Origin of the sequence: Mesorhizobium ciceri biovar biserrulae (genome assembly GCF_001618845.1) — a bacterium.
In the GTDB taxonomy this organism is placed as follows: domain Bacteria; phylum Pseudomonadota; class Alphaproteobacteria; order Rhizobiales; family Rhizobiaceae; genus Mesorhizobium; species Mesorhizobium ciceri.
The window spans coordinates 6,295,178-6,310,021 of sequence record NZ_CP015064.1; the positions used below are offsets into that span (position 1 = coordinate 6,295,178).

Here is a 14,844-nt window from a genome sequence, read left to right on the forward strand (position 1 = left end):
CGGTCGGACGGTGCGTTGTCACGCCACCGCCCGCACCGTGTCGGTTTCGCGAGAGCCTGACGTCTCGACCATGCGATGGTAGGTGATCGTACCGCCGGGGATCGTTCATCTCATGCCAAGCCGTAAGCCGAAACTGATACTCGTCCATGAGCCGGAAAAGGCTTGTTTCGACCGTCTGGTCGCCGACGGCCATGCGCCGCAGCGCGCAACCGAAATCGCGTCCTATCTGGCGCAGTCGACCGATCTCGCTCCTGAATTCGACGTGCTTGGCCGTGCCTGCCAGGCACGCGGCCTGTCGTTCGCGCCGGTGGCGCTCGACGACGCTGCCAGCGTGCTCGCCGGCGAGCATCCCAGCACAACGCTGGTCTGGACGCTGACCGACGGCATCGCCTATTTCCGCGGCGGCGCGGCGCCCGCTTTGGCGCGACTGGGCGGTTTCAAGACAATCGGCGCCGACGATGCGCTGTTCGCGCTCTGCCAGGACAAGTTCCGCTCCGGCGCCGTGCTCGGCGCGCTCGGCCTGCCGGTGCCACAGGCTGGGCTCGCGCGTGACGGCCAATGGCTGGTCGAGCCGCCGGCCTCGCCCGCCGGCTGGTTCGTCAAGCCCAACCGGCTCGGCGCCAAGATCGGCATCTGGCCGGAATCGCGCTGCAGCGATCTCGCCCACGCTTTGGAGCTCAGCCGGCGCGTCTTTTCGGCCTATCGCGACGATGTCGTCGTCCAGCCCTACGTCGCCGGCCGCAACGTGCGCGCCAGTTTCCTTAGCCTGATGCCGGGCGCGGGAGTCGAAGTGCTTGGCGTGGCCTTTGTCGATTCAGGCGCCGATTTCCAGACCATGGCCGACAGCCTGGCGCTCTACGGCGACACTGGCGAGGCAGCGAAAGCGGCGGGACATTACGCCGAGCCGGAGCTCGTCGCGGTCGCCGACAGCCAGCCGGCCGCCGACGCCAGGATTCGTGCGATCGCCGGGCGGCTGATGAGCGGGCTCGGCCTGCGCGACGTGTTTTCCATCGATCTCAGGGTCGAGGCCGACAACACCGTCCACCTCATCGAGTTCGAGGTCTGCCCCGGCCTGCCCTGCTTCGATTTCCGCGCCTATTGCCGCCAGCAATGGAGCCTCGAGCTTGCCGATGCCATAGCCGAGACAGCGGCGAGCCGGCTGATCGGCCAAGAGCATCGCGCCTGAAGGCGCCACGGCAGATCGCGGGCCGACCGGCGGACGCGTTTCACTACGGCATTCGCTCGACCGCCTGCAAGGCGGGATCCATCTTGTCCCAGGCATGGCCGTGGCTCGTGTAAGTCACCATCTCTGGGCTGAACTGTTCCGGATCGTCGAGGCTGGCCGCATGGACCGCTATGAATTCCGGCATGGCGACGGATATCAGAAAGACCGGCGTTCCGCAGGTTGGACAGAAGGTGTGGATTTTTTCATTGCCGCTGGCGCCCGCCACGCGCCAGGTGCTCACCTCCCCGGTAATGGCCATATCGGCACGCTGGCCGAAGGTCAGGTAGGATCCGTGGCCGGTGCCTGAGCGCTTCTGGCAATCGCTGCATTGGCAGTGGTTCTGGAAGATAGGCTCGTCATTGGTCTCGTAACGGATCGCGCCGCATGCGCAGCCGCCGGTATAGCGCTTGGTCATTGTCATTCTCCACGGGTCTGATTCTGCTCGAGGCCGCAACATCAGGCCGATTTCGGCTTGGCGAAAATATCGATGCCGCTGCCGGTTTCGAGGAAGGATTTCAGGCTGGACAGCACCGCCGGCCAACCCTGGCTGACGCCCTTCGCCATGCCGCTGCCGGCCTCGAGCTCGTCATGGCTGACGGTCAGCCGCACCATGGTGTCGTATTCCTCGATGGCGAACGTCACCCGGCTGGTTTTTGACGGATCGTCCGCCTGCGAAGCGTTCGCCCAGGTGATGACGAGGCGGGTCGGCGGCGAAATCTCGACGACCTTGCCGACGAGTTCGACGGTCCGTTCGTCATTGGCGCGGATGTGTTCCCATTTCGAGCCCGGCGTCCATTCGGAGACGTTCTCGTGGCCCCAGTAGCGTTTTGCGATCTCGGGCTTGATTATCGCCTCGAACACCTTCTGCGGCGTCGAGCGGATATAGGTCACGTAGACAAAGCTCGTGGTCTCTCTGGTGGTCATTGGTCTTCTCCTTCGAGTTCCTGCTTCAGGTCGTGCAGCAGGCTGAGCCGCTGCCGTTCGAATTTCCGTACCCAGCGCTCGTAGACTTCGTGCAGCGGCACGGGATTGATGAAATGTAGTTTTTCGCGGCCGCGCTTGACCGTGCTCACCAGGTTGGCCGCCTCCAGCAGGTCGAGGTGCTGGGTGGCGGATTGCCTGGCCATGTCCAGATGATCGCAAAGCTGACCGAGCGTCTGCCCGTTCTGCTCGCACAGAAGGTCGAGCAGCCTTCTGCGCGTCGGGTCGCCCAGCGCTTTGAAAACCTTGTCGGCGTCCATCTGCCTCACTCTGTTGTAAGGCATAATATGCAGGTAAATACCTGCATGTCAACCGGCAATCCGACCGGCGTTGAATGACCGCTCGTCGGCACGGCTCCGCACCTGGCAACTGCGCCAGGCAGATCACCGTGAAATCGCGGAGCAAAGATATGTAAAATGAGCCTGCGAGGCTTCAAACGCCGCCAGGCTCTATCCGATTTTGAGCACGTCTCCGGCTAAAACCGGAACTATGCTTGCAGGGGACCTCAGGCGCCCTCGACCAAGACGATCTCGCCATCGGCGACCTTCTGCCGGATGGCGGCGGCGCGCTGGTATTCCGGCGAGTGGTAGCAATCGTGTGCGGCAGCCAGCGATTCGAACTCGATGATGACATTGCGTGCGCGGCCGGGGCCTTCGGCCTTTTCATGCTCGCCGCCGCGCGCCAGGAACTTCGCCCCGAAGCGCTCGAAGGCAGGTTTGGCGGCGGCGACATAGTCCTTGTAGCCTTCCGCGTCGCGCACATCGACACGAGCGATCCAATATCCTTTGGGCATTTTCTTGGTCTCCGAACTTGTTCCTGGAAATCTCAGGCCGAGCGCATCTCGTCGAGGATGGCTTCGGCCGCTTCCCGTTTGTTGGCCGCAGCAATGATCGGACGGCCGACGACGAGGTGGCTGGCGCCGTTGCGAATCGCCTGGCCCGGCGTCACCACGCGCTTCTGGTCGCCATGGTCGCTGCCCGCCGGCCGGATGCCGGGCGTCACCACCGCCATGTCGGGTCCCACGATCCGGCGCACCGCCTCGGCCTCCGCGGCCGAGCAGACGATGCCGCCCATGCCGGCATGCAGCGCCTGTTCCGAGCGCCTAAGCACCAGCGTATGCGGATCGTACTCATAGCCGACGTCGATCATGTCCTGCTCGTCCATCGAGGTCAGAACGCTGACGGCAAGCAGGCAAAGGTCGCTGCCTCTGGCCGCCTCTACGGCGGCCTGCATAGCCTTGGGATAGGCGTGGATGGTCAGCATGGTCACGCCCATCTTGACGATGTTCTCGACACCCTTGGCCACCGTGTGGTCGATGTCGAGCAGCTTCATGTCCAGGAAGACGTTGGTGCCGCCGCTGGCCAGCTCCCTGGCGAAGTCGAGCCCGCCGGCGAAGGCAAGCTGGTAGCCGATCTTGTAGAAGGAGACGATGCCGTCGAGTTCGCGCACTGCCTGCTCGGCTTGCTTCACTGTCGGCACGTCGAGGCCGACGATGAGCCGGTCGCGCATGCTATTGGCGATCATGCCTCGATCCGGGTGGACAGCAGGCGCGAGGTCTCGATCAGCGTGCGGCATAGGTGCTCCATCGATTTGTGCAGTCTTTCGTCACGGAAATTTCCATCCTCGTCGAAGGCGTCACCGCCGTCGGGCACCGAGCATTCCGGCGTCACCACCTCCATCTGGCAACGCACCAGCACCGCGCGCAGATGGTTGATGCAGCGGATGCCGGCAAAGTGCCCGTTGGAGGACGAGCAGAGGCCAACGACCTTGCCGGCCAGCGGCCTGACTGGCCGGCCACCATCCCTGCGCACCCGGCTCACCCAGTCGATCGTGTTCTTGAGCAGCGGCGGAATGGAGCCGTTATATTCGGGTGTAGCGATCAGCAGCCCGTCATGGGCGACAATCAGACGGCCGAGTTTCTGGGCGTTTTCGGGAACGCCTTTTTCCTTTTCCAGGTCCTCGTCCATGATCGGCAGGGGGTATTCGGCGAGCGAGATGCGGGTCACCTCGGCACCTTGCATGGCGAGTTCCTTTTGCGCCACGTCGGCGGCCCTGCCGCTATAGGCGCCGCTGCGCACCGAGCCGGCGAAGACGAGGATTTTCGGGATCACTGCCATTGGCCACCCTTGTTCCCGGACAGGTACAGCCAAGGACGGCTCAAATCAACGGCTGGATAGGGGAATAGGGCAGTAGGGGAATATGGGAGTAGAAAATAGCCTGGAAATGGAACCCTTCATCCCTACTCCCCTACTCCCCTACTCCCCTACTCCCCTACTCCCTTCTCACTTAGTGCGCTTCGCGACGATAGATCCACAGCTGCGTCGGCGGAATGTTGCGGAGGATGAAATCGAAATGTTTGACCGTATAATTGCCGCGGCCGGGTGGGATCGGCGACATCGGGCCATAGGTCAACTGCACGATCGGCCGTCCGGCCGGGATGCGGTCGAGCAGGCTCTCGATATAGGCGATGCGCTGGGCGACCGGAAAGTTGAGCAGCGGCACGCCCGAAACGACGGAATCGAAGATCATCCCGCTCTTGTCGCCAAGCGTGGCGTTGAGGTTGAAGGCGTCGCCCTCGATGACGTTGACGCCGGGATAGAGCCGCCGCAGGTGACGAACGAAATCCGTGGAATATTCGACAGCGTAGAGGTTTTCGGGGCGTACGCCCTGGGCGAGAATGGCGCGGGTGATGACGCCGGTACCGGGACCGACCTCGAGCACTGGCAGGCCGGATTTAGGATTGACGATCGAGGCCATTTTGCGCGCGGTGATCGAACTGGTCGGCACGATCGAGCCAACCGTCTTCGGCTTGTCGATCCAGCCCTTGAAGAATTTGAGTTCGTCGTCGAACTTTTCGACAAGCGCCTTCCGCAGTCCAGGGCCACGTGTCATGCAAGCTCTCCTCAGCGCTCCCCGCAAAGTTACTTAGCACCTGAGCGGTGCTAGGCAAGGCGCGGCCGGACGCATGTCGTGGATAAGATAATTTTCGTCGCGTCTCAAGGGGCGACGCGATTCAAGGATTTACGCGTGGCAAATCGGCTTACGCGGGCCAAAGCGCATCAACGCTCGCCGAAAGACTCGAAGAAATCCTTCATACGGGCGAAAAAGCCGCTCGATTGAGGCGAATTGTCCTGCGAGGAGAGCTGTTCGAACTCCTCCAGAAGTTCGCGCTGGCGCCGGGTCAGGTTCTGCGGCGTCTCCACCGCGGTCTGGATGTAGAGGTCGCCGACATTGGGCTGGCGCAGCACAGGCATGCCCTTGCCCTTGAGGCGGAACTGGCGCCCGTTCTGTGTGCCTTCGGTCACCTTGACCTTGGTCTGCGTGCCGTCCAGCGTCGTCACCTCGAAGGAGCCGCCAAGGGCTGCCGTCGTCATCGAGATCGGCACCTTGCAATACAAGTCGGCGCCGTCGCGCTGGAAGAACTCGTGCGGTTTGACCGCCAGGAAAATATAGAGGTCGCCCGAGGGCCCGCCGCGCAGGCCGGCTTCGCCCTCATTGGCAAGGCGGATGCGGGTGCCGTCCTCGATGCCGGCCGGGATATTGACCGACAGCGAACGCTCCTCGGTGACGCGGCCCTGGCCGGCGCATTTCGGGCACGGATCCTTGATCGTCTGGCCGCGCCCCTGGCATTGCGGGCAGGTCCGCTCGATCGAGAAGAAACCTTGCGTGGCGCGCACCTTGCCGTGGCCGTTGCACATCGAGCAGGTGACGGGCTGGGTGCCGGGCTTGGCGCCGCTGCCCGAACATTCAGAGCACGAGATCGACGCCGGCACCCGGATCTGAGCGGTCTTGCCGGCAAAAGCCTCTTCCAGAGTGATTTCCATGTTGTAGCGCAGGTCGGCGCCGCGCTCGCGGCCGCCTGACGAGCGGCGCTGGCGCCCGCCCATCATGTCGCCGAAAATGTCCTCGAAAATGTCGGCGAAGCCGCCGGCGCCAAAGCCCTGGGCCCCGCCATTCATGCCGCCCTGTTCGAAGGCGGCGTGACCGAAGCGGTCATAGGCCGCGCGCTTCTGCGGGTCTTTCAGCGTCTCGTAAGCTTCGTTGATTTCCTTGAACTTGTGCTCGCAGGAATGGTCGCCGGGGTTGCGATCGGGATGGAACTGCATGGCGAGCTTGCGGAAAGCGCTCTTGAGCTCCTTCTCATCGGCGCCTTTTTGCACGCCCAGCGTCTCGTAGAAATCAGCTTTCATTTTTTCCCGCTGTCCGGATGCTCAACGTCTTGAAGCATTGTTGCGTCTCTTGCCGGCACTGACGCTTCGATTTAGGTGCGATGGAAGGGGGATGCCAGTGTCGACGCGGCTTTGCCTGCATTTTTTCAGCAAGGCCCGCTGTTTTTCTGCAAGAGGTTGCAAAAAAGCCCGGCCTTCGCCGGGCTTTTCGCTTTATCTTGCCGTCAAACGGTTCAGGCCGACTTCTTCTTGTCGTCGTCCTCGTCGATTTCCTCGAAATCGGCGTCGACAACGTCACTGTCCTTGGCGGCGTCCGCCTTGGCGTCGGCTTCCGCCGCTTCCTTCTGCGAAGCCTCGTACATGGCCTGGCCAAGCTTCATAGAAGCCTCGGCCAGCGCTTGGCTCTTGGCTTCGATGTCGGCCGCGTCGTCGCCTTCGGTCGCGGTCTTCAGCGCCGCGATAGCGTCGGAGATCGCCGTGCGCTCGCCTTCCGAAACCTTGTCGCCATATTCCTTCAGCGACTTCTCCGAGGAATGCAGCAGCGCTTCGGCCTGGTTGCGGGCCTCGACCAGCGCACGCCGCTTCTTGTCGGTCTCGGCATTGGCCTCGGCGTCCTTGACCATCTTCTCGATGTCGGCGTCCGAAAGACCACCCGATGCCTGGATGCGGATCTGGTGCTCCTTGCCGGTCCCCTTGTCCTTGGCCGAAACGTTGACGATGCCGTTGGCGTCGATGTCGAAGGTGACCTCGATCTGCGGTACGCCGCGCGGCGCCGGCGGAATGCCGACCAGGTCGAACTGGCCGAGCGCCTTGTTGTCGGCGGCCATTTCGCGCTCACCCTGGAAGACCCGGATGGTCACTGCCGACTGTGAGTCCTCGGCCGTCGAGAACACCTGGCTCTTCTTGGTCGGGATCGTCGTGTTGCGTTCGATCAGGCGGGTGAACACGCCACCCAGCGTCTCGATGCCGAGCGACAGCGGCGTCACGTCGAGCAACAGCACGTCCTTGACGTCGCCCTGCAGCACGCCGGCCTGGATGGCGGCGCCGAGAGCGACGACCTCATCCGGATTGACGCCCTTGTGCGGCTCCTTGCCGAAGAACTGCTTCACGATTTCCTGGATCTTGGGCATGCGGGTCATGCCGCCGACCAGGACGACTTCGTCGATCTCGCCCGCCTTCAGGCCGGCATCCTTCAACGCCGCCTTGCAAGGGGCAATCGTGCGCTGGACGAGGTCGTCGACCAGCTGCTCGAACTTGGCGCGCGTCAGCTTCAGCGTCAGGTGCTTCGGCCCGGTCGCGTCGGCGGTGATGAAGGGCAGGTTGATTTCGGTCTGGGTGGTCGACGACAGCTCGATCTTGGCCTTTTCAGCCGCCTCCTTGAGGCGCTGCAGGGCAAGCTTGTCGTTCTTCAGGTCGATACCCTGTTCCTTCTTGAACTCGGCCGCCAGGTATTCGACCAGGCGCATGTCGAAATCCTCGCCGCCGAGGAAGGTGTCGCCATTGGTCGACTTGACCTCGAACACGCCATCGCCGATTTCGAGCACCGAAATGTCGAACGTGCCGCCGCCAAGGTCATAGACGGCAATGGTCTTGCCTTCCTTCTTGTCGAGGCCATAGGCAAGCGCTGCCGCGGTCGGCTCGTTGATGATGCGCAGCACTTCAAGGCCGGCGATCTTGCCGGCATCCTTGGTCGCCTGGCGCTGGGCGTCGTTGAAATAGGCCGGAACGGTGATGACCGCCTTCTCGACCTTTTCGCCGAGATAGGCTTCCGCCGTCTCTTTCATCTTCTGCAGGATCATGGCCGAAATCTGCGAGGGCGACTGCTTCCTGCCGCCGGCTTCGACCCAGGCATCGCCATTGTCGCCCTTGACGATCTTGTAGGGGACAAGCTTCTTGTCCTTCTCCGTCACCGGATCGTCATAGCGGCGGCCGATCAGGCGCTTGACCGCGAAGATGGTGTTTTCAGGATTGGTGACCGCCTGGCGCTTGGCCGGCTGGCCGACCAGACGTTCGTCGTCGCCCGAGATGGCGACGATGGAAGGCGTCGTGCGCGCGCCTTCCGCATTCTCGATTACCTTGGGCTCCTTGCCATCCATGATGGCGATGCAGGAGTTGGTGGTGCCGAGATCGATACCGATTACTTTTGCCATTTCTCTAGTCTCTCCGCTAAGCAGGCTCTCAGGACCCGTACAGGCGTTCCGACGAAAGCCCCTGTTCACAAGAAATCCCGTTCCGGCAACCGGCATTCCGGCGCCGAACGGCTTGGCGCGTATATAAGAACAGGCGGCATCGCGCGCAAGCATTCTGCGCAGGCCTTCCATGAACCTTTCCATCTCCGCCCGCGACTGATCTCCAGGTGCCGCATGGTGCGGCCCGGAAAGGAAGCCCCCATGACCAATAACCCAGAGGCTCTGCGGTCTCCGGGAACAACAGGAGCTCGGCGCGACCACCGCCTTCGGGACGGGGTCGATGCGCTGGGCTTTCCGCTGATTCCGTTGACCCTGCGTAAGACCAGGCGTATCGTCGTCTTGAGGAAAGCAGACAATTCGATCAGGGAAGAACGAGCCGGACCGCCGCGCCTTGCCCTGATTTGCGCGGCCAGCCCCGACGTTCTCCCGTCGACTACGGGGGGTAGTGTCATGTCTCGCATCCGCGGCTCGTTCGTGTCGTCTCTTGATGGCGGCTTGCGCCGTGCTGTGCATCCAGGCGGGTTGCTGGCGCTGGCGCTCGGCCTGTGGCTGGGCGCCGCGCAGGCGCAGGAAACCCGGATCATCTATCCCGGCTCGATGGCGGTGACCGGATTCTCCGGCACCATCATTCCCAATTTCGACCCCCCTGATTCCGAAAAAGAGGGCCTGCCGCCCGGCGTCGATCCGGTCGACGAAACCTTCATCGACCCCACGCGCGCCACCTTGCGCGTGTTCGACGTTTCGCATCTGGGCGGCCCAGCCTCCGGCCAGCTGGTCAACACGCCGCCGCCCTTCGAGGTGACGGCGGAGCAGATCGGCCAGGTGTTCGGCGTCACCTATGATGACGGCGTGCGCGACGGCGTTCCATCGGGCATTCCCAATCTCTATGCCGGCGCCACCTCGCTGCACGGCATCCGTATCGTCACCCCGGATGCCGACGATGACGGCCGCCCCGAGAGGCAGCGCCGCGGCGCTGCCGGTGCCACCTTCATGGATGGCCAGTTCGGCACCGAAAACGGTGGTGGGCCGGGCACCGTCTGGAAGATCGACGGCATCACCGGCCAGGTCTCCAAATTCGCCGACATCGACACCAACAGCGGTCCCGGCATCGGCAATCTCACTTTCGACGCCACTCACCGCGAGTTCTTTGCGTCCGATCTCGACACCGGCCTGATCCATCGCATCGACGCCGAAGGCAGACTGATCGACAGCTTCGATCACGGCGTTGCCGGCCGGCCCACGCATGGGCTCGCTCCCGTCGCCGACGATGGTTCGGTGATGGACATACAAGGTGCCGCCTTCGATAGCGAAGACCCCGACAGCTGGGGCTACACGCAGGACGAGCGCCGCGTCTGGGGTGTCTCCTACCATGGCGGCCGGCTCTACTATTCGGTCGGCGAAAAGTCGGAAATCTGGTCGGTGGGCATCGCCCGCGACGGCAGTTTTGCCGGTGACCCGCGCTGGGAACTGACGGTCAGGGCCGACAAGGACTACGCCGTCACCGACATCGCCTTCGACAATAGCGGCTTCATGTACCTGGCCCAGCGCGGTCCGGTCGAGAACCGTTACGATTACAGCCAGTTCGCCGATTCCGGTAAAGGCGAGGTCATCCGCTATTTCCGGGAGAACCCGGACGATCCGGAAACGGAATCGGTCTGGGTCGAAGTGCCGCAGGAATATGCGGTCGGCTTCCCCCAAGGCAACCGGCAGTCGGCCGGCGGCCTCGACCTGCAATATGGCTATGACGCCGACGGCAATCTCGACAGCTCCGTCTGCACGCAGACGCTGGTCAACACGGGCGACAAGCTGCGCGACAATCCTTCACTCGCCGAACAGCTCGCAGCCGGCGGGCCGCTGGCCGTACACGGTGTGCAGATCACGCCGAAAGAGCTGGTCAAGCCGGCCAATGTGCCGCCCTTCGGCTCATGGTTCGTCGACTTCGACGGTTATTTCGAAGACCCGGAGGTCGAGGGCCATGTCGGCGATGTTGCCGTCTGGCACCCTTGCGAGGGCCGCGCCGGCTATTACGAGGAAATCCCGGGCGGCTACCTGCCCCCCTTCTACCCGCCGGATTTCCCACCACCCGGCAACCTGCCTCCATGTCTCGACGTCGACGACGTCCAGTATTACTGCACGCCTTCCGGCCTCGAGGCCGATCTCTATCTCCATGACCATGCCGGCTTCGGCGGCGATTCGATCAAGGTCCAGTCCAGGACGCCAGGCGTCGGGGTGACATCATCCCAGTCGCATGCGCCCGGCAAGCCCTACACGATCGACATCACCGGCCACTATCCGGGCGACACAGTCGATGTCGGGCTCTGCTTCTACAGGAAGTCCGACAAGGACAAGGGTGGCTATTACCCTTGCTGCAAGATGACTTTGCCGCTCAGAACCCCAGCCGCCAGCTGCGAACGTTGAGGAGGGGAAGATGAAAAATCTCGCACTCTCCCCGCTCGCAACGAACGCCCAAACAACCGTCATGGAGACGATCATGAAACCCCTGTCATACGCCAGGCGCGGCGCGCGCTGGCTGATGGCGGCCGGTATCGCGGTCGCCATGTTCACCCCGGTGCAAGGCTTTGCAGAAGACGCTGCCTCGATCACCCCGGAGCTGAAGCTCGATCTCGACAGTTCGCGCGTCGTCACTCCGAGGCCTGACCAGGTGGTGCCTTTCTTCACCAAGACAGGCACTCAAAGAGGCTGCGATTACGTCGTCTACTCGCTGAGCTTCGGCTTGCGCGGCGATCCGCAGGGCCTTGCCGACCCGAGCCTCGAGGCCAGGCTGAAAAAGGTCAGGATCGACTTCAAGGACCAGCTTCCGCACGGCCTTGCGATCATCAACGTCAACGTGTCCGGCGACGGCACGGATTCGTCCGGCGGATCACTGCCGGGTGCAACGATCAGCACTTCGGCAAATCCGAATGATACTGCCACGGTTTCCGATTTCCGCATCTCCACGTCCGATGTCGACGGCGTCGGCGCTGCCAACGAGCGTGTGATCAACTTCGCGATCACGGCCAAGATCGATCGTGCGGCATTTCCCGCGCCGACGATCGTCGACAACCAGGGCATGATCAAGGTGACGGCCGGACCGGGCACCGGGACCATCATCCCATCGCAGGATCCGAGCAAGCCCGACGACGGTGACTTCAAGACCGGCGTGAAGACCTCGATCAAGATCGACGTCACCAAGTGCAATCCGCCACCGCCACCTCCCGGCAAGGAATGCTTCAAGGTGGAACGCGGTACGGTCGACTGCGTGCCCGGCGGCGGCGCCTTCATCTATCACATGCCGGTCGGCCCGGAGATGGGCGGCAAGTGGGTGCAGGTGTCGACGAGCACGCCCGGCATCAACATCATCCCCGATACCCAATTGGTGCCGGCGGGCGGCGGTGTGCTCAACTGGAAGATCGTCGGTGCCTCGCCCGGCGACGTCATCCACCTCATCGTCACCGGCATCGAAACCTATGCCGGTCCGAAGGAAGGCTGGGGCCTGTGCTGCACGCAGACGATCGACATCGTCATCCCGCGTGACCAGAGGTGCCCGCCCAGGGACAAGGAGCCGGACCTCAAGGTCGAGAAACGCGCCGACGTGACGCGTTGCACGATGGGCGGCGGCTGCGACTTCACCATCAGGGTCACCAATGTCGGCACCGGAGCCTACCACGGCAAGATCGTGCTCGACGAGGTGACGCTGCCGGCCGGCTCGACGCTCGATTCAGGGCCAAATCCACCTTGGGTCTGCGTACCCGGAACCACCCCGATGACCTGCACCTATCCGGTGACCACGCTCAATCCGGGGGCCTCCGTCAACCTCAAGCTCGGCTTCAAGCCGGCCGGAGGCTGGCAAGGCGGTGCTTTACGCAACTGCGCCACCTACAATTATGGCGCCAGCGGCAAGCCGCTGTTCGGCAGCCAGTCGAACGATCGCGGCTGTGCCTCGATCCCGATCTGCCGGCGCGGCGACCGTGACCGCGACTGCCGGCCGCCGGTGGAGAAGAAGGTCGACCTGATCCTGAAGAAGCGTGCCCGCGTCCCGGTCTGCTCGGCCGACGGCATCTGCACCTTCGTGATCGACATCATCAACAACGGCACATCGACCTATAACGGACCGCTGACGGTGATCGACAGCTATCCGGGCGGCGCGCCGTCCTCCTCGACCTTCGGGCCGAGCCCGCCCTGGACATGCGGACCGAACGGCCCCGGCCAGTTCCGCTGCGACAATGCCGGCATCTCGCTGCCTGCGGGCGCCTCGACGCCGATCTTCGTGAAGGCGGTCATGCCGGCCGGCTACCAGTCGGACACTGTCGAGAATTGCGCTGAGGTGAAGCCCATCGCGGGTGAAAACGACCTCACCAACAACAAGGCCTGCGCCAAGGAACGCTTCCGTCATCCCAATGGCGGCAAGCCGACCCTGCGCATCACCAAGGTGTGCAACGGCTCGCTCGCCGGTGCCGCGGTCGTCTCTTGCCGCATCACCGTCATCAGCCTTGGCACCGCTGCCCCCAACGGTCCGGTGCGGGTCAACGATGTCGCCACGCTGGTGGCCGGCGGCGCGCCCGTCCAGATCCAGACCGTCACCCCCGACGGCGCGGAATGGGCGTGCGGACCGGTTCCGGCCAATGCGCTGTCGTGCCAGATTCCCGGTGCCGTCATGACACCTGGAACCAGCCGCCACTTCGACGTGACGGTCTCGGCGAATGGCGCGTTCGAAAACTGCGCGCGCGGCTCCTATGGGCCTGCGCCGGGCGACGACGTCGTCTATCCCTTTGGCCAGGCCTGCGCCAAGGGCGGCGGTTCTTCGACCATCCGTGTCGAAAAGACCGGCGACCGCGAATGCAGGCTCGGCCAACCCTGCTCGTTCGAGATCACCATCATCAATGACGGAGCGACCGCCTTCTCCGGGCCGGTCCGCATCGGCGATGCGATCGGCGTGGAGGGGCTCGGCAGGCTGGAAGGCGTTGAGATCACCTCGATCGATCCGCCCTTCGGCTGCTCGCCGGAACCGGCAACCTTGCCTGCGTCCTGCATTGCCAACCTGACGCTCGGCGCCGGCGAAAGCCGGGTACACCATGTCACCGTGGTCATTCCCGACGACCGCCGCCTGGCCAATCTGCAGGGCAATGTCAGCGGCCAGAATTGCGTCGGCGTGCTGTCTCCCGACACACGGGTGCAGGGCGGTGGCGACGTGCTTGGCGGCGATCAGACCAATGTGCAGGGCGATCGCGGCAAGGCCTATGCCTGCCATCCCTTCACCATTAGCCAGGAGACGAGGAAGGAATGCTCGCAAGGCTTCGTCATGAACGATGCCGGCCGCTGCGTCTGCCCCGAAGGCACCACCTACCGCAACGGCCAGTGCTCGCCGGGCGGTGGTATCGTGCCGAAGCCGGAACAGCCGAAACGCTGTGTGCTGCTCGAGGGCCAGATCCGCACCGAGGACGGACGCTGCGTCTGCCCACGCGGAACCGGGCTCGAGAACGGCAGGTGCGTCAGGACCGACAAGCCCGAGCAGTGCACTATCCGTGGCCAGGTCCACAATGCGGATGGCGATTGTGTTTGCCCCAGGGGAACCGAGATCAGGGGCAATGCCTGCCGCCCGATCCAGCCAAAGCCGGAGCAGTGCACGATCCGTGGCCAGGTCCACGATGCCGATGGAGACTGTGTCTGCCCGCGAGGGACCGAGGTGCGCAATGGCGCCTGCCGTCCGATCCGGCCGAAGCCTGAGCAGTGCATCATCCGTGGCCAGGTCCACGACGCGGACGGAGACTGCGTCTGCCCGCAAGGCAACGAGGTCAGAAACGGCGCCTGCCGCCCGATCCGGCCAAGGCCTGACCAGTGCACCATCCGTGGCCAGGTCCACGACGCCGACGGCAATTGTGTCTGCCCGAGGGGTACCGAGGTGCGGGGCAATGCCTGCCGGCGCAAGCAGCCGACGCAGGAGCAATGCGACATACGCGGCCAGGTCCACAACAAGCGCGGCGAGTGTGTCTGCCCGCGCGGCACCGAGGTGATCAACGGCGCATGCCGCAGGCAGGAGGTGGAATGCGCACCGGGCTCGCAGATGATCGATGGCCAGTGCCAGCCGATCATCAGGAGGCGCTGCCCGGAAGGCACGATCGGGCGCTACCCGAACTGCCGGGCGGTCCGCGGACAACCGTCGCTGGAGCTGAACCCCGGCCTGCTGCTGCAGCAGGTGCTGCCACGGCGCAGGCCGCAAGTCGAACAGCGGCAGGACCAGGTTCCAGACAGAATCCTGAAGCTCCAGCAGCAATAACCACCT

At 63.8% G+C, this 14,844-nt stretch carries 12 protein-coding genes; 3 read left to right on the forward strand and 9 right to left on the reverse strand.

Annotated elements, in window-relative coordinates:
• The first annotated feature begins 112 nt into the window (after positions 1-112).
• A complete protein-coding gene (locus A4R29_RS29810) occupies positions 113-1,186 on the forward strand; it encodes a D-alanine--D-alanine ligase family protein (RefSeq protein ID WP_063173490.1) in 1,074 nt (357 codons plus the stop codon).
• 43 nt (positions 1,187-1,229) lie between these two features.
• On the opposite strand, the gene A4R29_RS29815 is transcribed toward A4R29_RS29810, so the two are convergent.
• The 9 genes from A4R29_RS29815 to dnaK all read right to left on the reverse strand — a co-directional run bounded on the left by A4R29_RS29815 (position 1,230) and on the right by dnaK (position 8,525).
• Complete coding sequence (locus A4R29_RS29815; protein WP_063173491.1) at positions 1,230-1,640, reverse strand: GFA family protein; 411 nt, start codon at positions 1,638-1,640, stop codon at positions 1,230-1,232.
• A gap of 41 nt (positions 1,641-1,681) precedes the next feature.
• Positions 1,682-2,149 (reverse strand): SRPBCC family protein, encoded by a 468-nt coding sequence (locus tag A4R29_RS29820; protein WP_063169674.1) that lies wholly within the window; start codon positions 2,147-2,149, stop codon positions 1,682-1,684.
• Complete coding sequence (locus tag A4R29_RS29825; protein ID WP_013528592.1) at positions 2,146-2,466, reverse strand: ArsR/SmtB family transcription factor; 321 nt, start codon at positions 2,464-2,466, stop codon at positions 2,146-2,148. Before A4R29_RS29825 ends, A4R29_RS29820 begins: the two co-directional genes overlap by 4 nt.
• A 245-nt stretch (positions 2,467-2,711) precedes the next feature.
• Positions 2,712-2,999 carry a DUF1330 domain-containing protein gene (locus A4R29_RS29830; RefSeq protein WP_013528591.1) on the reverse strand — a complete coding sequence of 96 codons (288 nt, stop codon included), beginning with the start codon at positions 2,997-2,999 and terminating at the stop codon, positions 2,712-2,714.
• Positions 3,000-3,031: 32 nt separating this feature from the next.
• Entirely contained in the window at positions 3,032-3,730 is a 699-nt protein-coding gene (pyrF, locus tag A4R29_RS29835; RefSeq protein ID WP_013528590.1) for an orotidine-5'-phosphate decarboxylase, read from the reverse strand.
• Positions 3,727-4,323 (reverse strand): NADPH-dependent FMN reductase, encoded by a 597-nt coding sequence (locus A4R29_RS29840; RefSeq protein WP_024502157.1) that lies wholly within the window; start codon positions 4,321-4,323, stop codon positions 3,727-3,729. Before A4R29_RS29840 ends, pyrF begins: the two co-directional genes overlap by 4 nt.
• Before the next feature lie 169 nt (positions 4,324-4,492).
• Positions 4,493-5,098 (reverse strand): phospholipid N-methyltransferase PmtA, encoded by a 606-nt coding sequence (gene pmtA / locus A4R29_RS29845; RefSeq protein WP_013528588.1) that lies wholly within the window; start codon positions 5,096-5,098, stop codon positions 4,493-4,495.
• A gap of 167 nt (positions 5,099-5,265) precedes the next feature.
• Complete coding sequence (dnaJ, locus tag A4R29_RS29850; protein ID WP_013528587.1) at positions 5,266-6,396, reverse strand: molecular chaperone DnaJ; 1,131 nt, start codon at positions 6,394-6,396, stop codon at positions 5,266-5,268.
• 212 nt (positions 6,397-6,608) lie between these two features.
• Positions 6,609-8,525 carry a molecular chaperone DnaK gene (gene dnaK / locus A4R29_RS29855; protein ID WP_024502156.1) on the reverse strand — a complete coding sequence of 639 codons (1,917 nt, stop codon included), beginning with the start codon at positions 8,523-8,525 and terminating at the stop codon, positions 6,609-6,611.
• 213 nt (positions 8,526-8,738) lie between these two features.
• Between dnaK and A4R29_RS29860 the strand changes: the two genes are divergently transcribed.
• Complete coding sequence (locus A4R29_RS29860) at positions 8,739-10,982, forward strand: NHL repeat-containing protein (RefSeq protein WP_032808071.1); 2,244 nt, start codon at positions 8,739-8,741, stop codon at positions 10,980-10,982.
• 10 nt (positions 10,983-10,992) lie between these two features.
• Positions 10,993-14,838 (forward strand): DUF7929 domain-containing protein, encoded by a 3,846-nt coding sequence (locus A4R29_RS29865; protein ID WP_063173492.1) that lies wholly within the window; start codon positions 10,993-10,995, stop codon positions 14,836-14,838.
• Positions 14,839-14,844 lie beyond the last annotated feature (6 nt).